At 61.0% G+C, this 22,706-nt stretch carries 17 protein-coding genes; 11 read left to right on the top strand and 6 right to left on the bottom strand.

Annotated elements, in window-relative coordinates:
- Positions 1-32: 32 nt before the first annotated feature.
- Complete coding sequence (locus tag C1722_RS12380) at positions 33-1,478, bottom strand: helix-turn-helix transcriptional regulator (RefSeq protein WP_102379692.1); 1,446 nt, start codon at positions 1,476-1,478, stop codon at positions 33-35.
- A gap of 221 nt (positions 1,479-1,699) precedes the next feature.
- Here C1722_RS12380 and C1722_RS12375 point away from each other — a divergent pair, with 221 nt between their 5' ends.
- Positions 1,700-3,418, top strand: a complete 1,719-nt coding sequence (locus C1722_RS12375) for an FAD-dependent oxidoreductase (protein WP_102380379.1) — start codon at positions 1,700-1,702, stop codon at positions 3,416-3,418.
- 125 nt (positions 3,419-3,543) lie between these two features.
- Here the strand turns inward: C1722_RS12375 and C1722_RS12370 are convergent, their stop codons facing one another.
- Positions 3,544-5,346 carry an FAD-dependent oxidoreductase gene (locus tag C1722_RS12370; RefSeq protein WP_102379691.1) on the bottom strand — a complete coding sequence of 601 codons (1,803 nt, stop codon included), beginning with the start codon at positions 5,344-5,346 and terminating at the stop codon, positions 3,544-3,546.
- A 194-nt stretch (positions 5,347-5,540) separates the two neighbouring features.
- On the opposite strand from C1722_RS12370, the gene C1722_RS12365 reads away from it, so the two are divergent.
- The 7 genes from C1722_RS12365 (at position 5,541) to C1722_RS12335 (ending at position 14,092) form a co-directional block, all read left to right on the top strand.
- On the top strand, positions 5,541-7,109 hold the full coding sequence (locus tag C1722_RS12365) for a helix-turn-helix transcriptional regulator (protein WP_180995236.1): 1,569 nt from the start codon (positions 5,541-5,543) through the stop codon (positions 7,107-7,109).
- A gap of 149 nt (positions 7,110-7,258) precedes the next feature.
- Positions 7,259-7,969, top strand: a complete 711-nt coding sequence (locus C1722_RS12360; protein WP_244902571.1) for a response regulator transcription factor — start codon at positions 7,259-7,261, stop codon at positions 7,967-7,969.
- Positions 7,957-9,588 (top strand): sensor histidine kinase, encoded by a 1,632-nt coding sequence (locus tag C1722_RS12355; protein WP_180995235.1) that lies wholly within the window; start codon positions 7,957-7,959, stop codon positions 9,586-9,588. The genes C1722_RS12360 and C1722_RS12355 overlap by 13 nt, the downstream gene beginning before the upstream one ends.
- 58 nt (positions 9,589-9,646) lie before the next feature.
- Positions 9,647-10,402 carry a TVP38/TMEM64 family protein gene (locus C1722_RS12350; protein WP_102379687.1) on the top strand — a complete coding sequence of 252 codons (756 nt, stop codon included), beginning with the start codon at positions 9,647-9,649 and terminating at the stop codon, positions 10,400-10,402.
- A gap of 217 nt (positions 10,403-10,619) precedes the next feature.
- Positions 10,620-11,819: a class II glutamine amidotransferase gene (locus tag C1722_RS12345; RefSeq protein WP_180995234.1), complete on the top strand. Its 1,200-nt coding sequence runs from the start codon at positions 10,620-10,622 to the stop codon at positions 11,817-11,819.
- Positions 11,812-13,317 (top strand): glutamate synthase-related protein, encoded by a 1,506-nt coding sequence (locus tag C1722_RS12340; RefSeq protein ID WP_102379686.1) that lies wholly within the window; start codon positions 11,812-11,814, stop codon positions 13,315-13,317. The genes C1722_RS12345 and C1722_RS12340 overlap by 8 nt, the downstream gene beginning before the upstream one ends.
- A gap of 4 nt (positions 13,318-13,321) precedes the next feature.
- Entirely contained in the window at positions 13,322-14,092 is a 771-nt protein-coding gene (locus tag C1722_RS12335; protein WP_102380377.1) for a GltB/FmdC/FwdC-like GXGXG domain-containing protein, read from the top strand.
- Positions 14,093-14,348: 256 nt separating this feature from the next.
- Here the strand turns inward: C1722_RS12335 and C1722_RS12330 are convergent, their stop codons facing one another.
- The 4 genes from C1722_RS12330 to C1722_RS12315 all read right to left on the bottom strand — a co-directional run bounded on the left by C1722_RS12330 (position 14,349) and on the right by C1722_RS12315 (position 17,344).
- Positions 14,349-14,777 (bottom strand): FKBP-type peptidyl-prolyl cis-trans isomerase, encoded by a 429-nt coding sequence (locus tag C1722_RS12330; RefSeq protein ID WP_102379685.1) that lies wholly within the window; start codon positions 14,775-14,777, stop codon positions 14,349-14,351.
- 263 nt (positions 14,778-15,040) lie between these two features.
- The gene (locus C1722_RS12325) at positions 15,041-15,475 is read right to left on the bottom strand and encodes an FKBP-type peptidyl-prolyl cis-trans isomerase (RefSeq protein ID WP_102379684.1); all 435 of its coding nucleotides are present in this window, start codon (positions 15,473-15,475) and stop codon (positions 15,041-15,043) included.
- Between the two features lie 68 nt (positions 15,476-15,543).
- On the bottom strand, positions 15,544-15,864 hold the full coding sequence (locus tag C1722_RS12320) for a hypothetical protein (protein ID WP_244902570.1): 321 nt from the start codon (positions 15,862-15,864) through the stop codon (positions 15,544-15,546).
- A gap of 40 nt (positions 15,865-15,904) precedes the next feature.
- The gene (locus tag C1722_RS12315) at positions 15,905-17,344 is read right to left on the bottom strand and encodes a LuxR family transcriptional regulator (RefSeq protein WP_102379683.1); all 1,440 of its coding nucleotides are present in this window, start codon (positions 17,342-17,344) and stop codon (positions 15,905-15,907) included.
- 231 nt (positions 17,345-17,575) lie between these two features.
- Between C1722_RS12315 and C1722_RS12310 the strand changes: the two genes are divergently transcribed.
- The 3 genes from C1722_RS12310 (at position 17,576) to C1722_RS12300 (ending at position 22,701) form a co-directional block, all read left to right on the top strand.
- Positions 17,576-20,191 carry a molybdopterin-dependent oxidoreductase gene (locus C1722_RS12310; RefSeq protein ID WP_102379682.1) on the top strand — a complete coding sequence of 872 codons (2,616 nt, stop codon included), beginning with the start codon at positions 17,576-17,578 and terminating at the stop codon, positions 20,189-20,191.
- 84 nt (positions 20,192-20,275) lie between these two features.
- On the top strand, positions 20,276-21,103 hold the full coding sequence (locus C1722_RS12305) for a 4Fe-4S dicluster domain-containing protein (RefSeq protein ID WP_102380375.1): 828 nt from the start codon (positions 20,276-20,278) through the stop codon (positions 21,101-21,103).
- Positions 21,104-21,210: 107 nt separating this feature from the next.
- Positions 21,211-22,701, top strand: a complete 1,491-nt coding sequence (locus C1722_RS12300) for a uracil-xanthine permease family protein (protein ID WP_102379681.1) — start codon at positions 21,211-21,213, stop codon at positions 22,699-22,701.
- Positions 22,702-22,706 lie beyond the last annotated feature (5 nt).

The following is a 22,706-nucleotide window of genomic DNA, read 5'->3' as shown; positions in this document are numbered from 1 at the left end:
AGGCGGTTGCGAGAGCCGAGAACCCGTTCGGGCTACTCGCCTTCGGCGGTGATGATTTCTATAAGCTCGGCGCGCGAGTGGATGTCGAGCTTCAAGTAGATGCTCTTGATGTGCGATTTGACCGTGTTTTCGGAAACGAAGAGCTTTTCCGAAATAGCGTGCACGGTTCTTCCCTGGGCGAGGTGGAGGACGATTTCTCGTTCGCGCGGGGTAAACCGCTCGCGATCGGCAAGCGCGTTGCACTTGAGTGCGAGAACATCGAGGGGTTCCGCGCTCGTGGGCGTTTCCGCTGTCGGGTGCGGCCGCTTTCTTTCTTTGAGCAAAAACAGTGAAATCATGGCGACGAGGTATACGGCAACGAGCGCCACCGTCGTCAGCGAGATGTCTCCGCGTGCAAGCGTTTCGGCATTTGCATGCGCAACAAGCGTGCCTGCGAGGCGCGAGCCGTTGACGACGAGCAAGGCAAGCGAAAACACGAGCGAGGCGGGGAGCTTGGTGTCGCGCACCGTATCGGCGAGCATGCACCACAGGATGATGTTCGCAACGAGCGTGCCGAGCTGCGCGCAGGCGTTTGCGAGGCCTCCCGCATCGTTCCAGATTAGAGGAAGCAGCAGGAAACCCGCCGCCGAGAGGGGCAGCGCTACTTTGTAGACCGAGCTCAGCTCGGGCTGCCTTTTTATGAAGAGAGCGGGTACGAGAAGCGCGACGATGACGACGGGTTGCGTAACGAGCGATGTCATCTGGAACGTAGCGAGGGGAATTTCGCGCTGAGCGGGCATTTGCAGCATGAGCGCACTTAAAAACGACAGGATGGCGGTTCCGAGAATTGGCCGCCAAAGCGAAGCGATAGCGCTTCTGAACACGGGCGTCGAATACTCGTCTGTCTGGTCTGGTCGGGATTCGATGCTCGGTTTAGCGAACAGCACGGCGCATACGAAGAGCGCTGCGGTGGCAGGGAGGATGAAGGCCGGCGGGAGCAGCACGAGAAGCAAGTACGCTGCAAGGCTCGCAAGGTTCGAGAGCAGAGCGAACAGATACACCGACCGAAGCGAAAGCGCGCTTGAGAATCGGGCCCACAGAAGGTTCGCTACCGCATCGCCGATGCCGAAGAACGCTCCTGCGCATATCATCCAAGGGAGCAGGGCGGCGTTGGGGGCGAAATCTGAAAACTGTATCAGCATGCAGACGATGAGAAACCCGATGGCTCCCGATATGCATGAAACGGCTATCGAAATCGAGAGCGGCGGGGTTTTGCGAAGCGCTGCGAGCACGGTGGTGGCGGCATAGACCGCAATGCGGGTTGAGACTATCGCGATGAGGAACCAGAATTCCGTCTGCTCCTCGACATGGCCGTTCGCTGCAGAGAACAGCGTTGTCGGATGGAAGAGGGTGTAGCCGAAGGCGAGGTAGAGCGCGTAGCCGAACACGAACGCGGCACCTCGCGTTCCCCCCGCCAGTACGCTTCGTATCCCCTGCATAACTACCCCCTAAAGCCTTCAGCATACCATACGCAAAGAGGTCAGAATACTCACCTCTTTCGGGTAGGGTACAAGAAATTGCTTCAATGAGAAATTCACCTCCTTGTAGGTGAAGCCGTCGATGCCGAAACCCCGTAGGTTATGCGCTGCAGGCAATCGGCAACCGAGACGGGCTGCCGAAGCGCCGCGAATCGTTGAGGGAAAAGAGGAGGATGGTACTTATGGGCAACCAAATGAGCCGAAGGGCGTTTCTGGGACTCGGTGCTACGGCGGCGGCTGTTGCGGGCGCGACGGTGGCTGGGTGCGCGCCGGCAAAGCAGGAGACGGCTTCTTCCGCGGAAGCAGCTCAGACGACGAAAGCCGATGGGACGCCGGCGTTTCTCGTTCAGCCGGAAGTTCCGAGCGCGGTGGCGGAGGAGAAAGATTGCGACGTGCTGATCCTGGGGCTCGGTCTCGCGGGAACCGCCGCCGCGAAGGCGGCGACCGACGAAGGCGCGAAGGTCATCGCCGTCGAAAAGCAGCCCGAGGATACGTACAGCGTCGTCTCGATGGCGGGAGACTGGGGCATCGTCGGTTCGAAAGTGCAAAAAGATCTCGGAATCGAATTCGCTCCGAAAGAAGATATCGTCAACGAAATCGAAAAGGAATGCGGCTGGCGTGCCGATGCGTCGTTTTGGAGCTATTGGTACGATCATTCGGGCGAGGACTTCGATTGGTTCATCGAGGGTGCCGATTACGAGGTGCTCGATTCGACGGCCGAAGACCTTGAAAGCGGCGATCATAAGCCCAACTACATTCGTCCGAAAGCGTTCCCCCCGCTTGAGGGATACGATTACAAGAGGGAGTACTACCCGTATTTCCACGGATCGGTTACGACGAATCCGAATATGGGCTGGGCATGCGAAGCCGCTCGCATGAGCGCCTTGGACAAGGGTATGGAAGTCCTGTACGGCACCACGGCAGAGCAGCTCATCAAGGAAGGCGATGCCGTTGTCGGGGCGTATGCCAAAGGCGCTGACGGTGCCTACACTAAGATCAACGCCAAATCGGTTGTCATCACCTGCGGCGACTACGGTGCCAATCCCGAGATGCGCCAATACTACGCCCCTGAAACGGTGATCTTCGAAGGCGGCGTCAATACCGGAGACGGTCAGCGCATGGGCATTTGGGCGGGCGGCCGCATGGAGCGCGGGCCCCACGCCCCGACGACGCACCACATGGGCGGCGTGCTCGGCGTGGACAGCTTCCTGCAGCTCAACACGCGCGGAAAACGCTTCATGAACGAGGACATTCCCGGCCAGAACATCACCGATGCGCTCGTTCGCCAACCCGTTGCCCTCGACGGCGAAACAAAGGATGCGGGAATAAAATCGTGGCAGATCTTCGATAGCAAATGGCCCGAGCAGATCGGTTCGATGAACGATGGGCACGGATACATCAACCACTACGTTCCCGCCGATCAGGTCGACCAGTACGCAACGGTTCTGAACGGCTTCAAGCTCGGCTACGTAACCGATCAGATGGTCGAGGAGCAAGCGACGGTGAAAGCCGATTCGATCGAGGAACTAGCCGAGAAGATGAAGCTCGATGCAGCCACGGTGAAAGCGGAGATAGACCGCTACAACGAGCTGTGCCGCAAAGGCCATGACGACGATTTCGGCAAGATGGCGGAAAGGATGTTTCCCGTCGAGAACCCCCCGTACTATGCGTGCTCGCTTACCGTGGGGGGAATGCTCTACATATTCGGCGGTCTGGAGTGCGATCTCGATATGCACGTGCTCGATGACGACGATGTGCCGATCGAGGGCCTTTACGTCGCGGGCAATAGCATGGGCCGCCGCTTCCTCGTCGAGAAGCCCGTTGTCGTTGCCGGTTTGAGTTTGGCTACGGCAACGTCGTTCGGGCGTCTCGCCGGCGCAAACGCCGCCAAGGGAGTCTAGGGCCGGGCAGAGCGGCGCAGCAGCGCCGAGGCAAGGCGAATCGGGGCCCGCGCAGTTGAAGCGCGCGGGCCCCTGCATCGTCTCGGTCGCATGGACGGATCTTTCGATCCTGCAGCCGAGGTGCCCTACGACTGGGCGGCGTAGAGTCCGGCGAGGTACCCGTGCGTGATGCAGTTGCCGTGGTTCATGCCCGACATCAGCGTCGAATAGCTCGGGGCGAACTTCATGCCGACGGTGTTGCCCGCGCCCCAAAGACCTTCGATGGGGTCGCCTTCCTTGCTGAGGATCTGGAGCTTTCCGTTCGCCCGGAGGCCGAGGTAGGCACCCATGGCGGGAGCGACGTCGGCTCGGCAAGCGAAGAACGGCGGCGTATCGATGGGGAAGAGCTTGGCCGGGTCGCAGCCGAAATCGTCGTCCTTCTTCTGGGCGACGAGCTCGTTGTAGCGCTCGACCGACGCGATGAACGCATCGCGCGGCAGGCCGGCGAGGTCGGCAAGCTCCTCAAGCGTGTTCGCCCCGAACACCGGTCCGGCATAGGGGTCGAGCCTCGGGATGACGCCTTCGGGTTTGCCGACCGACGACATGAACGCTTCATGGAACGCCTCGATATACTCGGGTCCTGTGTAGCCGATGGCTACCGGCAGATCGGTGACCATGAGATTGCGGTGCCCTGCGGCTTGGTAGGGCAAGCGGTCGCGCCAGTTCACGTCGATGATGTCGTAGCAGCAACGGTCGGGCTGGTTCATCACCTGGTCGTGCTTTTCCCAGATGCCCATGTCCTCGTTCCAGAAGCGCTCGCCTTTTTGGTTGACGCAGAGCGCAACCGTGCCGCCGATGCCCGATTCGCATGATCCCATGGCGGTGTCGCCGAAAAGATCCATTGCGGCACCGACCCACAGCGCCATGATCTGGGCGTCTCCGGTCGTACCGCCGAGCTCGAACGGTTCGAGTTCGAACATGGTTTCCCACTCCGGCTCGCCGCCGGTGACGATGCGGTAGTTCTTGACCATCTGCGGCGCGTATACCTTGTGCATGACTTCCGATCCGCATCCGAATTGCGCGCAGCCGCCGCCGCAGAGGATGACGCCCTTCGAGGCTTCGATTTTGGATATCGCCCCGCTCTTGTCCTTCACGTAGCCGCCGTTGACTTTGCCCGACTCGTCGGTCGTGAGCTTGATGACGGCCGAGCTGAACCGGAATTCCGCGCCGAGGTCCTGGGCGATGTCGCGGCTCTTTTCGCCGAGGTGGATCCAGGTGAGCGAGCCGGTGCCGTTATCGGGGTCCTCCTTGAAGTCGATCGCTCCGAGAAACGTCTTGCACATGTCGTTCGCTTCGGCTCGTTCGGCCGGCACGGGGTAGTAGGCGAGCGTTACGTTTGACATCTCGTCGGGCTCGTCGGCGATGGGCTCGATGTACCAATCGAGCACTTCGCCCGAGTAGTTGGCCCATAGCGATGCCAGGGCCATGTTGGCCCTGCCGACGCTCCGGCGCTGGTATTCGCACAGTATTTCCGATACGTCGACTTCGCCGATAAGCTCTTTCGATATCGAATTGTTCACCGAAGCGCATTGGAAGCCGTGGATGCTGATCCCCGTCTTCTTTTCGACGACGATGACCTTCGCTCCCGCTTCGGCCGCCGAGCGAGCTGCCGCGACGCCCGTGATGCCCGCTCCTACGATGAGCACGTCGCACGATACCGTCTCCTTCACGTCGGCATCGGCTACCTCGGGTGCGGTTCCGATGGCGCTTTCGTCGCCGGGTTTGATGTCGGCGGGCGCCGAAGCCGCCCCGCTCGGTTCGCTGCCCGCGCTGCTATCCGTTTTCGCGGGTGCCGAGCATCCGGCAAGCCCTGCGACGGCCGCGCCTGCGCCGGCGAAGGCCCCCATCTTCAGAAAGTCGCGCCTGTTGAACGATGCATCGATACTCATAGCTGTTCCCTTCCTCGCGTTCGGTCGGCCTTGCACCCCTGCCGATCGAATCTGGTGTATGCTGCCTTGGTGAGGCGGTTAGCATCCTAGCAACTGGAAAACGAAAGCGCTTCACACCCGTTATGTGAATTCAATAGGGAATAACTTAATATAGAATGGAGCTATGCGTTTCGGCTGGAGCGACGGGAGGACGCGTGGCGCAACGCAGGATCAGAGCATCCGAGTACGTCTCGGAGCATCGGCGCAGCTTTGCGGCAAGCGTTGGCTTTGCGCTGTTCATGCTCTGCTGCATGCTGACCATTTGGGGCGGCCTTCCGCTTTTGGAGCGAACGGGGCTGACACTCCTCTCGCTGCTCGCATGGTGCTCGATACCGCTGTTCGCCACGATCGCCGCAGCGCTTTTTGTTTTGGCGTACGCACGGGCGCTCCCCCCGTCGGTGGCTCTCGTTGTCGAGGTGCTTTCCCGCCCCTGGGTTGCCTGCGCCCTCATCATCGGCAGCTACATCGTGCTCGCTTTGGTGGGCAGCCTGTCGGGAGAAGCGGCTGCATGCGCGTTCGGCGTTCTGGCGGGCGGGGGAATCGCCTCGCTGCTGATGCGGTGGGAGCTGGCGTTCGGCGCGCTCGGCGTGGGCGAGGTCGTCAAAGTCGTTCTTGCGGCGCTCGTCGTCCATTCGATCCTATTCGCGGTTCTCGCCTTGGCGCCGTTGCTCGTGCTCGAGGCGGTGTTCGTTTTAAGCACCGTCGGCTCGACGGCATTGCTCTGCTTTTTCGAACGCACGGGAAGATCGGGTGCGGCAGCGGGGGAGGTCGGTGGATGCGCCTTCCGCACGGCGGGTGCGGAAGAAGGTGCGGTGCAGGATTCGGGCAAGGCGTCTTTCCGTCTCGATGCGCTTTTCAAGGCGCTCCGCAACCCTATCTTCTGCGTGGCCGCGACCGTGTTCGCCGTGGCGATCACGCGGACCATGGCCTTGCAGACGGTGCCGCAGATGGTTGCCGCCGTGGGCATTACGAGCTCGATCGGCGCCGCCGTTACGGGGGCCGTGCTCGTTTTGGTGCTCGTCAGCCCGCTGGGCTCGGGAGCATGGGTGCGGGGCCCGAGCATTACCTCCCTTTACCGCATCATGTTTCCGGTGATCGCCACCGCGCTGCTGGTGCTCTCCATCTTCAACGGCACCGAGCTGATCGTCACGATGCTCCTGTACGCCGCGTTCTCGCTGCTGTTCGCCATGATCATGCCCTCGTGTCTCGAGACCGCCCAAAGCGAAGGCGTAGAGGTGCGGTTTGCATTCGGGGTGTTCGCGGGTATCGTGTACGCCGCGTTCGCGGCGGGAGCGCTGGCAAGCGTTGTCCTGTACCATGCCCGCGTGTTCGACGCCCCCATCCCGCTCATTGCCGCACTTCTCGTGCTCTATGCGCTGTCAATGGCGTATGCCGGCATGCAGCGTCGCGAGAAACCCCAGGGGGAACGAGATGCGGGCGAGGCGGTGGCCGATGCTGCGGGGGAGGCGGTTGCGGCCTCGGATGCCTCGCTCGAGAAGCGGTGCGAAGCTATCGTTCGACGCTTCGAGCTGAGCCCCCGCGAATCCGATGTGCTCGTTGCGTTCGCCCATGGTCGCAATGTCGCCTACCTTGCCGAAAGGCTCTGCCTTTCGGAGAACACCATCCGAAGCCATAGCAAGAGCCTTTACACGAAGCTCGGCATCCATTCGAAACAGGAACTGCTCGACCTTGTGGAGGAGGCGGGCAAGGGCGATTGCGGGTAACTCGGAAAGTTTTGCAGTTGATGCTTTTTTGACATTCGTCTGGTATCGTTCTCGCTTATCGGCAGGCGATGGTTGCCGAGCAGTTGAGAATTCGGCCGACCGAGCGGATCGGGGGCTTTTCGGGCGAGCGGGAAAGGCGAAGCGCATACGTGGTAGACGAAACGGGTACAGGGCGGGAGCGAGCCGACGGGCCGCTCATTCTAATCGCGGATGACGAGCGCGATATCGTGAGCATGCTCAAGAGCTATTTCGAGCTCAACGGGTACCTTGTGGCTACCGCGTTCGACGGGGCCCAGGTGCTCGATCGCGTGGGAAAGCGCCAGCCCGACATCATTCTGCTCGATATCAACATGCCTTCGGTAGACGGTATTTCGGCTTGCCGCATGATTCGCGATGCGGTTTCGTGCCCGATCATCTTCCTTACGGCCCGCGTCGAAGACGCCGATAAGCTCGAGGGCTTTGCGGCGGGGGGCGACGATTACGTAACCAAGCCGTTTTCGCTCGAGGTTCTCGGCGCTCGGGTATCTGCCCACATCGCGCGCGAGCGCCGAGTCCGAACCCGCAGCGTCATTTGCGTGGACGAGGTGCTTTCGATCGATTTCGGACGCAGGGCGGTGCTTGTCAACGGCATCGAAGTGTCGATGACCAAGAAGGAATACGAGATATGCGCGCTGCTCGTCAAGCACCGGGGGCAGACTTTCGACCGCGATCGCATATACGAGCTCGTGTGGGGCGAGCCGGGAGACGGCTCGGTGGTAACCGAGCATATCAGACGGCTGAGGAAATCGCTTTCCGAAGCGGGTGCCGAGGGCGATTACATCAAGACGGTATGGGGCGTGGGGTACCGATGGCGCGCATAGGAGGAGAGCCGCACGGTTCGGATCGCCCCGGTTCTCAACCGCATTGCGATTCGGGATTCGCTGATTCCGAATCGCGCCGCGCTCCGGCTGGCTTTGCGAAGGGCAAACCGGGCATGCTTCATCCCCTGCGCCGCTTGCGGGCGTTCATGCGCTCGTGCTCCCTGAAGACCGCGTTCGTGATCTACGCGATAGCGGCCACCGTCGTCGCGCTCGCCGTGTCGACGTGCGCCGCAAGCGTTCTGTCTAACGCATCGTCTGAAATCTGGCGTGAATCCTCGGCTCGATCGGGGATGTACATCTATGTGAGCGACGCCAATGCGCTCGTGCCTGCCGAGGCTCTGTCGTGGTACGGCAACGAAGACGACTCCCTGTACGTTGAGGTTCCGGAAGACGAATCGGCCTTAGCCATACGGATTGACGAGCCGGGTTCGGATAGCGAAAGCATGCGCGTGTACGATGGGCGAATTCTCGACGGCGAGGACCTCGCCGAAGGCGCAACCGAAGACCCCATTCCCCTTGCTGCCGTGCCCGCTTACGACGAGGCCCAGAAGAGACGCCTTCCCGAAGGCGCTGCCGATGGGTCTTTGCTGCCGGCGGACGAAAGAGGCGAAAAGCCGGCTTCGTCGGTCGTGTCCTATTATGTCGCCCATCACCCCGAGGATGGCGCATACGACGCTTTGCAACTGCTCACGTTCCTCGTGTTCCCGGGAGTGTTCGCCCTCGTCTTCGTTGCGACGGCCCATCTGTTCTACCGCAATCATCTGAAGCAGCCGATTGCGACGATGCGCGGTGCTGCGCAGCGGATCGCCGAAAACGATCTCGATTTCGAGCTTGCGCCCGATAGCGGCAACGAGCTCGGCAAGCTTACCGAAAGCTTCGAGACGATGCGCGCGTCGCTTGTGACGAGCAACCGCGAAATGTGGCGGATGGTCGAGGCGCGCAAAGAGGCGAACGCGGCGTTCGCCCACGATCTGCGCACGCCGCTTACCGTGCTCAGGGGGCAGCTCGAGATGCTTGCATCGTATACGGCGAGCGGAAGTCTTGCCGCCGATCAGATCGAGGAGATGGCGCGTTCGTCGCAGCGGCAGGTTGAACGTATCGAGCGCTATATCGAAGCCATGCGCGATCTTGCAAAGCTCGACGATTGCGAGGTGGTCGCCGTCGACGTCGACGCAAGCCGCCTTGTCGAGCGCCTTGGCGAAGCGGCGCGAGCGCTGGCTGCCGATTGCGGCAAACGTTCCGACGTCATCGCCTCCGAGCTGCCCGAAACTGCACGCCTCGATGCCGATGTCGTCGAGAGGGTTGCAGGTAACCTCCTCGCGAATGCGGCGCGATACGCGACCTCCCTTGTCGTGTTGGTTTGCGCGGCGGACGGATCGGATCTCGTGGTGACCGTGGAGGACGACGGTCCCGGTTTTTCGGCAGAAGCCCTCGAGCAGGGGCTCGAACCCTACTATCGCGATACGTCTCGCCCCGATTCATCGGAGCATTTCGGGCTGGGCCTCGGTATATGCTCGTTGCTGGTTGCCAAATGCGGCGGCTCGGTTGTTCTGTCGAACCGTTTCGACGAAACGGGCGCACGGGTGGAGGCCCGTTTCCCCGGCGTTTTCAATTGTTGATGCTTATTTGACACTTGCGTTCGATGATGGTTCTGACGGATATATCGAAGGGATCATCATGCGGCGAGAAGCAGCGAAGACGGGACAGGCGGCGTCGATCGAGCAGCGAGGGGTCCTAATCGCGAAACGCGCGGCGGTAATCGTGGTCGCCGTTGCGGTGTTGGCTGCAACGCTTGCTTGGTCGGCGGTATACGGAAAAGACGCGTTTTCCCTGTTTACCGACGGCCAGCGATTGCAAGCGTGGGTCGACGAACGCGGTGCTTTGGCTCCGGTCATCATGGTTCTGCTCGTGGTGGCCCAGGTGGTTGTTGCCGTCATTCCCGGCGAGCCGCTCGAGCTAGGGGCCGGTTATGCATTCGGGTTTTGGGAGGGGACCGCTCTCTGCCTTGCCGGCAGCCTGATCGGAACGGTCGCTGTCGTTGCTCTTACGCGGACCGCCGGCATGCGGGTTGTCGAGCTGTTCTTCTCTCGCGAAAAGATCGAGTCGATCTCATGGCTTCGCGCGTCGAAGCGATTCGAACTCATCTTGTTCATCTGCTTTCTCGTTCCCGGCACGCCGAAGGACATCATGACCTATGTTGCGGGCCTTACGCCTTGCCGTCTGTCGCGCATTGCGGCCATCACGACCGTCGGCCGCATACCCTCTATCGTTTCGTCGACGCTCGCCTCGGCCTATGCTGCGCAAGGCGACTGGACGGCTACCGCTCTCGTCGCGGTTGTCACCCTCGTTTTGGTCGCCTGCGGCGCGGGGGCGTACGCGCTGATTGCGCGCCGGGAGAAGAATTCGGGCGGGACGGACGCCGTGCAGCCTTAACACACTCGAAACACGGCGCATATCCTTCTGAAACATAGCGCCCGTACACTCGTAGCACCACAGAATGCCGGCCCCGTACCTCGAAGCGTTCCGTCTGGGTTCGCAAACTCATCCGAGACGGCAGGTAGGGCGTTCGTCGGAAGCTCGGTCGGCCGACGAACGCTCGCGGGCTGGGTACGCGTATCCGCACGATGAAATGAGACGAGGTGTACAGCGCATGACCTTACGCGAAGGCGATATCAGGATTCCGTCCGGGTGCGCCATTGCGGGAATCATGGATAAAAGCGGCGGACTCCACGACGGGAGCGACATTCTGAAGTCCATCGCATTGATGCATGATCGCAGCAACGGCCTCGGTGGCGGGTTCGCCGCATACGGCATCTACCCTGCGTATCGGGATCTCTACGCGTTCCACATCATGTACGAGAGCAAAGAGGCGCGAAGCGAAACCGAAGCGTATCTCGATGGGTACTTCATCAGCGAGAAGCAGGAGCGCATTCCCACCGAAGCGGTGCGGGGCATCCAGGATCCGCCCGACATCTGGCGCTACTTCGTTGCGCCTCATCCGGTCAAACTCAATATGAGCGGACTCGACGAAGCCGAATACACGATGCAGCATGTGTTTCGCATCAACGCTTCGATCCTCGGAGCTTTTGTAGCCTCGTCGGGCAAGAACATGGGAGCGTTCAAGGGGGTGGGCTATCCCGAAGACATCGGCGAGTTCTACCGCATCTGCGATTACAAGGCGTGGCTGTGGACCGCGCATGGCCGCTTTCCCACGAACACGCCCGGATGGTGGGGCGGGGCGCATCCGTTTACGCTGCTCAACTGGTCGATCGTGCACAACGGCGAAATATCGAGCTACGATGCCAACCGCCGCTACGTCGAGCAGTTCGGATACGATTGTACGCTCATGACCGACACCGAGGTCATCACCTACATCTTCGACCTGCTCATCCGCCGTCACGGGTTTTCGCAGGAGACGGCGGCCCGCATCATGTGCGCGCCTCTGTGGGACGAGATCGACCGCATGGAGCCCGAGCGGGCGGCGTACGAGACGGCGCTTCGATGCGTGTATTCGAGCGCGCTTGTGAACGGCCCCATGTCGGTCATCCTTGGCTCCGACGAAGGCTTGCTTGCTTTGAACGACCGCCTGAAGCTGCGTGCCCTTATGGCGGGCGAGAAGGGAAGCATGGTCTACCTCGCCAGCGAGCAGGCGGCGATCGAGATCGTATGCCCCGGCGTGGAGAACGTCGCTCCCATCGACGGAGGCGTGCCGTACGTGGTGCAGCTCGACGAAGTGGCTGCGCGCAAGGCGCAGGAATCGTGCGAGAACGTCCCGGCGAAAGATCGGCTCCAAGAGCATTTAACCGGCGTTCTGCCGGCATCGAGCAAGGGGGTGCTCCGCCATGCTTGATTGCCTGCTTCCCCGCTACAAAGTGCTGCGCGACTCCGAGGCGTGCGTTGAGTGCGGCGTATGCGAGCGCTCGTGCGCCAACGGGGTCCACCATGCCGATGAAAAGAACGGCCGTTTGAGCGCCGATCACGCCAAGTGCGTGAACTGCCAGCGCTGCGTGGTCATGTGCCCGACCCTGGCTCTCGCCGTAACCGCGTGGCCCCAGGTGGGCAATGGGTCGAACAACTGGACGCTCGGCGTTATGCAGGATATCGCCAAACAGGCGCAAACCGGTGCGGTGCTCCTTTCGTCGATGGGAAACCCGCAACATTATCCCATCTACTGGGATCACCTGCTGCTCAATGCGAGCCAGGTGACGAACCCGTCCATCGATCCGTTGCGCGAGCCGATGGAGACCCGCGTGTTTCTCGGAAGCCGCCCCGATAAGCTCGTAGTCAACGAGCGCGAACACGCGGTGGTTACCCGCATGCCTCCGCAGCTCAAGCTCGATATCCCCGTGATGTTCTCGGCTATGAGCTTCGGCTCGATATCATTGAACGCGCAGAAATCGCTTGCGATGGCAGCCGTTGAGCTCGGCACGTACTTCAATACCGGCGAGGGCGGATTGCGCAAGGATCTCGAGCGGTACGGCGACCACGCGATCGTGCAGGTGGCGTCGGGGCGCTTCGGCGTCGACATGCACTACCTCAATGCCGGCTCCATGATCGAAATCAAGATCGGCCAGGGGGCCAAGCCGGGCATCGGCGGGCATCTTCCAGGCGAGAAGATCAACGAGGAGGTCTCGCAGACCCGCATGATTCCGCAGGGAACCGATGCCATATCCCCTGCTCCGCACCACGACATCTACTCGATCGAGGACCTGCGCCAGCTTGTATTCTCGCTTAAGGAGGCCACGCGGTATACGGTGCCGGTTGCCGTTAAGATCGCAGCCGTCCACAACGTTGCGGCCATTGCGAGCGGTATCGCCCGCGCGGGTGCCGATGTGATCGTGCTCGACGGTTTTCGCGGCGGTACGGGCGCAGCGCCCGCGCGCATCCGCGACAACGTGGGCATCCCCATCGAGCTCGCTCTTGCGGCGGTCGATCGGCGGTTACGCGACGAAGGCATTCGCTCGAAGGTGAGCCTTGTTGCCGGCGGCTCCATCCGTTCGTCGGCCGACGTGGTTCGCGCGGTCGCCCTCGGAGCCGATGCGGTGTACAGCGCCACGGCGGCGCTCGTCGCGCTCGGATGCCACCAGTGCCAGGACTGCGCAAGCGGCAGGTGCAACTGGGGTATCGCAACGCAGCGTCCCGATCTCGTGCGCCGTCTAAACCCGGAAATCGGCGCCGAGCGCGTGGTGAACCTCATGCGGGCGTGGAACCGCGAGATCGAGGAGATGATGGGCGGCATGGGCATCAACGCCATCGACAGCCTGCGCGGAAACCGGTTGATGCTGAGGGCGGTGGGCTTGAACGATAAGGAGCTCGAAATCCTCGGCGTGAGATATGCGGGGAGTTGATCACATGAATAAGATAGGGACAGTGTGCGCAACGGGCGGCCCGGCCGAGCCCGCTGCGTGTTCGGTGACCCTTGGAACCGAACATTTTACCGAGGCGAACGCGCTTGTGCGCGAGGCGCTCGAGCGGGCGGATACCGTTGAGATTCGCGAGGCGTTCGCTCAACGCTATCTGGGGTGCGGGATGCCCAGCGGCAAGACGCTTCTGATTCACGGCGTTCCCGGTAACGATATGGCGTGCTATATGGACGGCGGCGCTATCGAGGTTTTCGGCAATGCGCAGGATCAGATCGGCAACACGATGAACGGCGGCAGCATCGTCGTCCATGGACGTTGCGGCGACGCTGCCGGCTACGGCATGCGCGGAGGCACGATATTCGTGCGCGATGGCTGCGGATGGCGCGTGGGCATTCATATGAAGCAGTTCGAGGGCAGATGCCCCATCATCGTTATCGGCGGCGATGCGGGGAGCTTCCTCGGGGAATACATGGCGGGCGGCATTATCGTGCTTTTGGGAAAGCCGGGAAGCTACCTTGCGACGGGCATGCATGGCGGCGTCATCTACATGAAACACGAACTCGCGTGCGCCGATGTTCCGAGGGGGCTTGTCCAAGAGCCGATCGACGAGGCCGACGAAGCCGTTGTCGGACGCCTGCTTATCGAGTACAACGAGCATTTCTCGCACGATCTCGGCGGGTCGGTTGATGCGAGCGCAACGGGTTTCTTTTGCTTGCGGCCCGCCTCGTCGAGGCCGTACGCAAGCATGTACGCCAATTGATTCGCACCGCACGATCGTGCGGTGCGATGGTATGACTCGCTGCCTTGTACGGGGGCCGCGCGGTCGGGGGCCGGGCTGTATCTGTGGCAGTCCGGCCCTTTTACGTATCGAGTCGTTTGATGCCTCGTTGCCAGCCGCCTTGGCGGGCTGCCGACGAGGCTACCGTGTGAAACACCGATGCGCAGCTGGTTTCGGTTGCATGAAAAAAGCGAGCCGCAGGGGCTCGCTTTCGTATCCAACGCTGTTTGCGCGAGGGTTAGTCGGCGCACTCGACAAGCGTGATCTCGAAGTTGAGATCTTTGCCGGCGAGTTCGTGGTTCATATCGAACGTGGCAACGCCGTCGGTGATGTCCTTCACGAACACGGGGAAAGGCTGTCCGCCAGGACCCTGCATGTAGATGGTCTGGCCGACGGGCAGCTGGTCGCCGTTGGGGATTTGGGAGACGGGAATCTTTTGGATCAGCTCTTCGTTGTACTCGCCGTAGGCTTCTGCGGCGGGGATGTGGACGGTCTTGGTCTCGCCGACAGCGAGGTCTTTGACGGCGGCATCGAAGCCGGGGATCATCTGACCCACCATGCAGGTGAACTCGATGGGCTCGCCGCGGTCCACGGAGGAATCGAACTTGGTTCCATCGTCAAGCGTTCCGGTGTAGTGGACCTTGACCTTTTTGCCTTCGTTGCTCATAAAAGAGCTCCTTTCAAAAGAAAACAGTGGATTCAGTCTAACCGAACAGGTAAGCCCAGCCTGGCCGCAACGACGAAGCGGCGCAGCTTCGTCACAATTTCGTTGATTGGGATCGACGAAGACGTCGGCGGATGCTCGTCTCCGATTCCGGATCGGCGCGAAGGGCTCCGATCGTCAAAGGGGCAAGACGGTATGGCGGATGCGGGGCTTGCCTGAAAACCGGCGCGATTGCCCCGCCGCGGTTGCCGCCGCTTCGGGCCTCGCTAGCACCGATCGAGGTCGGTTACCGCGAGCAGGGTGATGGTGAAGTTGAGCGCTTTCGCGATGGCGTCGTGGTTCGTGTCGAACACGGCTTTCTCGTCGGTTACCTCGATGACGCGTGCGGGGAAGGTTTGCCCGGTGGGATCTTCGAGGTTGACCATCTCGCCAACGGGAAGCTTGAGATCGCTCGGAATCTTTCCGCGAGGGATCTCGATGATGCGCTCGTCGGATCGCTCTTCGTACGCCTCGTCGGCGGAGACGCGCACCGATCGCGTCTCCCCGATTTCCATCGAGCGCACGGTTTCCACGAATGCGGGCGGCATCCATCCGTCGATGCAGGGAAACTCGATCGGGGGGTCGGTCTGGTCGATGAACGCGTGTCCGTCGTCGAACGTGCCCACGTACGAGACCCTCACCATTTTGTTGCTGTTGTCCATGATGCATCCTCGCTTGACGGCGGTAGCCGCTTCGGCTGTTCGATCGGGTCGGCAATCGCTGCCATCGACTAATCCTCTTCGAGGAACCATTCGATATGGCCGCATCGAGCGCAAATGAGGATCGTTGCGTTGCGGTTCGCCCAGTCGAGCCCGAGGAACGTCAGCCCCGCAGTGTTGAGCTGGGCCGTGCTCTTTTCGAACCTCTTCGAGCCGCAGTGCGAGCACTCGACGATCCTGTCTGCAACTTCGTAGCTTGCTCCGTCTTCGATAGGCGGTTCGTTCGAGCTGTTCTCGGATCCCATGATGCCCCCTTGCTTGCCGATGCCTTCGGTTGGCTGCATGTCGGATGACGCTTGGCCGCAATCGTACCCGTGTGGCGCTATGTTCATGATACGCTATGATGCTGTCGGTCTTGGCGAAAACGGCGGTTTACGGCCTCTCTTGCCGAAATGCGTCGAACATGTCCAAAAGCTCCATTTTCGTATGGATGCCCATCTTCTTGTAAATGTTGTACGTGTGCGTTTTCACGGTACCCGTGGCGATGAAGAGGTTTTGGGAAATGTACTGCGTCGTGCGGCCTTTCAGAAGCGGGTCGAGCACGTCGATCTCCCTTTTTGAGAGCTGCCATGATTTTCCGAATTGCCGAATGCACTCGTCGGGGGTCTGGCTCGGATTGTTGTTCTGCGCGAGCTTTTCTTCGAAACCCCTCTCTTCCGCTATGCCGCTGAGGGAAAACACCTCCTTTTCGGTGAATACCAACGTCGATGCCACGACGGTCACGACGGCGCCGATGCCGACGACGAACGCGATCGGGGACACGAAGGGCGGCAGCGTGGTTGTTGCCATGCCGATGAGCCAACCCGACAGCATGCCCGCCGTTATGGCGAAGCGGGCGATGCCGAAGGTCCGCAGCGGGGGAAGATCGTTCATCTTGATCGCATTGCAGTAGTCGTTGAGAATCAGTATTTCGAAAGCCAGGTAGGCCGTCATGATGAATATGTCTGCAACGATGAACGCGTTGTGCTCGGCGAAGAGGAGCACCGCGAGGCCGATGGAGAAGGCGAGGGGGACGAAGCGGTAGAAGTAGTATATCCCCCGTGCTTTCTTCTTCGAATTGAAAATCAGCGCGATGGCCAAGCCCAGCCCGATGCAGCACGGCGCTTCGATGTAGGGTCCCGCGACCGCACCGCTGAACCCGTTGCATACGGCAGTGCTCGTGACCATGCCGAACAGTATGGCGTATAGGCCGAGAGCTGCGGTCATTCTGGTTATGTAGGGAAAAATGGGCGCTTCCCTGTGGCCGTTCGGTCTCATTTCGCTGAGGATGGCACCCGATTCCCCCGATTCGTGCTCGTACAGCTTGTTCGAGAAGATAAACGTGATGCCGGATAGCACGGGGAGCGCAACGGCGCATGCGCGCGCAGCCTCTAATCCCGCCCACGTTATGCAAACGAAGAGGATCGAGCCCATGGCGTACGAAAGCGTCATGTACAAAGCGGTCTCACCGAGCTTCATGTGGCCGAAGAAGCTGAGCCAAAGCATGAAGATGGACGCATCGGCGCACGCTACGAGGGCAATCGTCAGCGGCGAGGCGCCGAAGGCGATCAGGAGCGCGGAAGCCAGGGGGCCGACAACGCTTCCCATGCAGAGGAGAAACATGCGCCCTGTGACGGAAGAGAGCCAGGCAGAAAAAACGATGATGAGCGCGATGCCCGCTAATCGAAAGAGCAGCTCCATTGCCTCGAGGGGGTATACGAGTTGCGAAGCGCCTTCGAGAACGGGTGTCGGCGATACGCCAACGAGAAACAACCAAGCCCAATAAAAGCCGAATCCAAGCATGCGGATAGGAAAAAGCGTTTCAGTCTTCATGATTCCCCCTGACAAGATCAGTCGACTGCGATATCCGGTGACCTAAGCGGTCTGCCCCCTTGTTTAGTGTAGAGGGTTGAGGGTTCTCGCAACATAAACCAATAGTCGTAAAGATTCTTTCTGTCCTTTGGATGATTTGAAAAACAAGTCGTCGCACTTACGATTTCGCACGAAGCGTATCGGTTCGTAGAACGTGGATACGCATTGCATGACGAGAGAGGATGAGTGCTTATGGGCATTGAAACGAGAGGCGAAACCGTTTATCGGGGCATTGCGTGGTCGGCGTTTGCGTGCAGTGCGAACACGGCGGCTGTTGACGTCAAAGATGGGAAGATCATCCGTATTCGACCGCTCCATTATGACGAAGTTTCCACCGAAGAGCAACGCAAACCGTGGCGCATCGAAGCGCGCGGCAAGGTATTCGAGCCCGGTAAGAAGACGCTGCTGCCCCCGCTGTCGCTAACGTACAAGAAGCGCATCTACTCCCCGAACAGGGTTCTGTTTCCCATGAAGCGCGTGGATTGGGATCCGAACGGCGAGCGCAATCCCCAGAACCGCGGTCTTTCCAAGTACGAGCGAATCAGCTGGGACGAAGCCACCACCCTCATTGCATCCGAGATCAAGCGCATCCACGATACGTACGGGCCTTTGGCTATCATGTGCCAGGCTGACGGTCACGGGGAGACGAAGGTCGTGCATGCTCCTCACGGTGCGCAGGCGATGATGCTCGAACTGTGCGGCGGATACACGCTGCAGGCGCGCCAGCCCGACAGCTGGGAGGGCTGGTACTGGGGCGCCAAGCACATGTGGGGCATGGATCCGGTGGGGATGCAGGTCAACCAGAGGAATCTGTACAAAGACGTGTGCGAGCATGGCGATGCGGTTCTGTATTGGGGCTGCGACCTCGAGACTACGCCGTGGGGTTGGGGCGGCCAGCAGCCGAGCCGCATGGCGTACTTCCTGGAGGAACTGGGCTTGAAATCCTTCTTCGTTTCACCTGACCTGAACTATACGGGCGCCTGTCATAGGGGAAAGTGGATTCCCGTGCTCCCCAACACCGATGCGGCACTGCAGCTGGCCATTGCGTATGTATGGATCACCGAGGGAACCTACTACAAAGAATACGTCGAGAGCCACACGGTCGGCTTCGATTGGTTCGAGTACTACGTGCTCGGCAACGAGGACGGCGTGCCGAAGACGCCGAAATGGGCTGAGGAGAAGTGCGGCGTGCCATCGTACACCATCAAGGCCTTCGCCCGCTACTGGGCCAAGCACGCCGTTTCGATCGCCCATGCGGACGGCGGCGGCATGATTCGCTCGCCGTTCTCGCACGAGCCCGCGCGACTCGAGATCGTTCTTTTGGCAATGCAGGGCCTGGGCAGGCCCGGTACGGGGCAGCTGCATATGATCGAGTTCGGGCAGTTCGGCTTCGACGAGTGGAACCCCATGCCCCGCTCCGAGAAGTACTTCGAGGTGCCGGGCGCCTACCACGGCTGGATGGAGACCATCGGACGGCAGAACTTCTTCCCGAAGACCATGACGCCGCAGGCGCTGACGCTTCCCGAAGGCGAGAAGCTGCGGTGGTACGGCCACGTCGTGTGCACCGCGCCCCGCGCCGATCAGTTCGTTCCGTTCGAGTTCCCCGCCGACGGCGCGCCGATGATCCATATGGTGGTTTCCGATTCCCCTAGCTGGACGACCTGCTGGAACGGCGGCTACTCCATGCAGGAAGCCTTGCGAAACGAACGCGTCGAAACCATCGTGATGCAGCACCCGTGGTTCGAGAACGATACGGCGTTCGCCGACATCATATTGCCGGTGAACACCATGTTCGAAGAGAAAGACGTGGCGGTTGACAACTGGTCGGGCCAGTTCAACATGATGTACATCCAGGACGACTGCATCGAGCCTTTGGGCGAATCGAAATCAGACTACGAGTGCGCCATCGAGGTTGCCAAGAAGCTGGAGCGCTACGGCGGGCCCTACGAGAACCTGGTGCAGCGCTATACGCAGGGCAAGACCGTCGACGAGTGGATCGAAGCCGGGTTCGAGAGCGCGCAGGCCGACAGCTTGATGACGTACGACGAGTTCGCAGAGAAGAAGATGTGCCTTGCGCCCACGGCGGACGGCTGGGAAGACGATCCGGTGGCTTTGAGGGCGTGGTACGACGATCCGGCATCCCAGCCCCTTTCGACTCCGACCCGGAAAATCGAAATCTACTCCACCGGGTTGGCGGAGCACTTTCCCGATGACACCGAACGGCCCATCGTTCCCCATTGGATCGAGGAGACCGAGGAGCACAAGGAGCGCATATCGAGCGACCGGGCTGTGAACTACCCCTTCCTCATGGTTACGAACCATCCCCGATGGCGCGTTCACTCCGAGCACGACGATGTCACCTGGATGCGCGAGATCCGCACGTGCAAGGTCGAGGGGCCCGATGGATACCTGTACGAGCCCGTTTGGATGAATCCCGTCGATGCGGGCAAGCTGGGCCTCGAAGACGGCGACGTGGTGCGCGTGTACAACGAGCGTGGAAGCGTTCTCGGCGGTATGTACGTCAACGAGAGGATCATGCCCGGGGCGGTGTACCAAGACCATGGGGCCCGCGTCGATCCGATTGTGACCGGGAAGTGCGGGCTCGACCGAGGCGGCGCCAACAACCTCATCTGCCCGACGGCCACCACGTCGAAAAACGCTGCCGGGGAGGCGACGAACGGCTTTTTGGTGAACGTCGAGAAGGTCGACGTGTTCTCCCTGGCCGAAGAGTACCCCGAGCAGTTCGGCCGCGAGTACGACCCGTCCGACGGCTTGCGGGTTTCCGCCTGGCTGGTCGACGGCCAATAGGGCATGCGTTGGCGCGGCGGACGCCGTTCGATTCGACGCCGCGTCGTGCAGCGCGATTCCACTGCGAAGAAAACGGAGAAGAGCATGAAGGTATTTGTATTTGATCTCGACGCGTGCAACGGGTGCCACAACTGCCAGGTTGCGTGCAAAGACGAGCACTGCGCTACGAATTGGCTTCCCTATGCAGAGGAGCAGCCCGATACCGGGCAGTTCTGGTGCAAGGTGGACGAGGAGGTGTGCGGAAGGGTTCCGCACGTCCGCGTGAACTACCTGCCCCATCTGTGTAACCATTGCGATAACGCACCCTGCATAGTCGCAGCTCCCGAGGCGGTATACAAACGCGAGGACGGTATCGTGATCATCGATCCCCGAGCTGCCCACGATCCCGAAGCGCTTGTCGCCTCATGTCCGTACGGCGCCATCTTCTGGAACAAGGAGTTGGGGATAGCGCAGAAGTGCACGGGATGCGCGCATCTGCTCGACGACGGGTGGGCCGAGCCGCGGTGCGTCGACTCCTGCTGCACGGGAGCCTTGCGGTTTGGGAACGAGGAAGACTTCGCCGAGGAAATCGCTCGTGCCGAAGTTCTGATCCCCGAAGCGGGTACCGCCCCGCGCGTGTACTACCTGAACAAACCAAAGCGCTTCATCGCCGCAACCATCGTTGATATCGAGGCCGATGAAGTGGTCGAGGATGCGATGGTCACCCTGCAGCGCATCATCGACGACGAAGTGGTTGCCGAGGTTCGAACCGACGAGCTCGGCGATGTGTGGCTCGAAAACCTTGAGCCGGACCGATACCGCATGCGGGTGAGCAAGGAAGGGTATCTGGATCTGCACCAGGAGTTCGACTTGTCCGAAAAGGACCGATCCGTCCCTGAAATGCGCCTCTATCGGGTTCCTGCTGCGGTTTAGACACCGCGGCTCTCATAGGGCGGCCCGGTCGACTGCGGTCGATGCCCGAAGCGGGGATGCGAACAGCGGATCGGGCCGCATCGAATCGTTTACGCAAGGAGGTTTTTATGGGTAAGAACACAGGGGAGAAAAAGAAAGGGGCCCTCAAGCGGGGCTATGGGATGAACGAGGTTCCGCGGGCGGGCGAGCTCGGCGCTTTCGGCTTGCAGCACGCGCTGCTGATCCTGTTCCAGACGCTGCCCGCTCCGCTTTTGATAGCGGGCGGATTGGGGCTGGGGCCGGTCGAGACTTCGATTTTGATTGCATCGGCTCTGTTCGTCAGCGGCATCTGCACGTTCGTGCAGAGCTTCGGCGTCGGTCCTTTGGGAGCCAAGATCCCTATGGTCATGGTGGGCAGCTTCGTGTTCATCGCGCCCGCACTGCTGATCATCCCCCAAGCGGGATTCGGCGGCTACATGGGGGCGTGCATCGTCGCGGCAATCATATGCGGCATCGTGTTCGTGCTCTTCTCCGATTGGCTCAAGGTGATCTTCCCCTCGTTCATCTCGGGTGCGGTTCTGCTCGTTTTGGGGACGGGCCTTATCGGCAACGCGCTTGCGAATTGCGCGGGCGGCAGCGGCGCTGCGACGTTCGGTGATCCGATCAACCTCGCCTTGGCCGCGGTAACCTTCCTCATCACGCTCGTTTTGAGCATTTTCGGAAAAGGGTTCATCCAGGGTGCCGCGCCGCTGATCGGCATGGCGGCGGGCTTCGTTGTTGCGATCTTTCTCGGCATGGTCGATTTCACGTCGGTTTCGGAGGCTGCCTGGTTCGGCCTTCCTCAGCCGCTGCACTGGGGCATATCGTTCCCCCTCGACGCGTGCCTGGTCATGACGCTCATCGCCGTCTGCGGTGTCGTTGAGATACTCGGTACGACTGCAGCGACCACCACGGTTGCCGACAATCGCATGGCGACTCCCGGCGAAACGAAGAAAACCGTGCTTACCCAGGCCGTTACGAGCGTGTTTGCGGGCATTTTCAATGCGGTGCCCACCATTTCCGGCAGTGCGAACATCGGCCTCATGGATGTCACCCGCGTATTCACGCGCTTTGCGGTATCCGTTGCGGGCGTTCTGGTCCTGCTGATGGGGCTGTGCCCGAAGCTGTCCGCGATCTTCTCGGTCATCCCGAACCCCGTTTTCGGCGGCGCGGTGCTCATGCTGTTCGGCTCCATCCTCGTCAACGGCATGAAGATCATCATGGATTCCGAGCAGACCTCGCGCACGCAGACCATTCTTGCGGTGTCGCTTGCCGTCGGCATCGGTTTCAACTCGGTGGCAGGAGCGCTCGATCAGTTCCCGTTCTGGGTGTCGACCATGCTCTGCGGCGTGCCGGGCACCGCGTTCGTTGCGGTGATCCTCAACGTCATCCTGCCCGGACGCAATCTGAAGAAGCAGTCGGTGTACGAGTATGCGGCATCTCTGGGCGAAGCGGATCTGCCCGCCGATGTCGAGCCCTCCGCGGGCATGAAGGCCGCCGAGGCTCTGCCTGACGATGCGGGCGGCGCGGCAGTGGCGGCCGATTACGTGCCCGACGATTCTGATTCGCGCAAGATCTGATCTCG

This window comes from Raoultibacter timonensis (assembly GCF_900240215.1).
Classification (GTDB): domain Bacteria; phylum Actinomycetota; class Coriobacteriia; order Coriobacteriales; family Eggerthellaceae; genus Raoultibacter; species Raoultibacter timonensis.
The sequence above is the reverse complement of the archived record's forward strand: the minus strand, read 5'-3'. Positions and strand labels throughout refer to the sequence as shown.

Excerpts from the sequence above, each read along its gene's own strand:
- C1722_RS12345 (WP_180995234.1), top strand. The coding sequence starts at position 10,620 with ATGACCTTACGCGAAGGCGATATCAGGATTCCGTCCGGGTGCGCCATT.
- C1722_RS12375 (WP_102380379.1), top strand. The coding sequence starts at position 1,700 with ATGGGCAACCAAATGAGCCGAAGGGCGTTTCTGGGACTCGGTGCTACG.
- C1722_RS12380 (WP_102379692.1), bottom strand. The coding sequence starts at position 1,478 with ATGCAGGGGATACGAAGCGTACTGGCGGGGGGAACGCGAGGTGCCGCG.
- C1722_RS12315 (WP_102379683.1), bottom strand. The coding sequence starts at position 17,344 with ATGAAGACTGAAACGCTTTTTCCTATCCGCATGCTTGGATTCGGCTTT.
- C1722_RS12330 (WP_102379685.1), bottom strand. The coding sequence starts at position 14,777 with ATGAGCAACGAAGGCAAAAAGGTCAAGGTCCACTACACCGGAACGCTT.
- C1722_RS12370 (WP_102379691.1), bottom strand. The coding sequence starts at position 5,346 with ATGAGTATCGATGCATCGTTCAACAGGCGCGACTTTCTGAAGATGGGG.
- C1722_RS12340 (WP_102379686.1), top strand. The coding sequence starts at position 11,812 with ATGCTTGATTGCCTGCTTCCCCGCTACAAAGTGCTGCGCGACTCCGAG.
- C1722_RS12335 (WP_102380377.1), top strand. The coding sequence starts at position 13,322 with ATGAATAAGATAGGGACAGTGTGCGCAACGGGCGGCCCGGCCGAGCCC.
- C1722_RS12325 (WP_102379684.1), bottom strand. The coding sequence starts at position 15,475 with ATGGACAACAGCAACAAAATGGTGAGGGTCTCGTACGTGGGCACGTTC.
- C1722_RS12300 (WP_102379681.1), top strand. The coding sequence starts at position 21,211 with ATGGGTAAGAACACAGGGGAGAAAAAGAAAGGGGCCCTCAAGCGGGGC.
- C1722_RS12355 (WP_180995235.1), top strand. The coding sequence starts at position 7,957 with ATGGCGCGCATAGGAGGAGAGCCGCACGGTTCGGATCGCCCCGGTTCT.
- C1722_RS12320 (WP_244902570.1), bottom strand. The coding sequence starts at position 15,864 with ATGAACATAGCGCCACACGGGTACGATTGCGGCCAAGCGTCATCCGAC.
- C1722_RS12310 (WP_102379682.1), top strand. The coding sequence starts at position 17,576 with ATGGGCATTGAAACGAGAGGCGAAACCGTTTATCGGGGCATTGCGTGG.
- C1722_RS12305 (WP_102380375.1), top strand. The coding sequence starts at position 20,276 with ATGAAGGTATTTGTATTTGATCTCGACGCGTGCAACGGGTGCCACAAC.
- C1722_RS12350 (WP_102379687.1), top strand. The coding sequence starts at position 9,647 with ATGCGGCGAGAAGCAGCGAAGACGGGACAGGCGGCGTCGATCGAGCAG.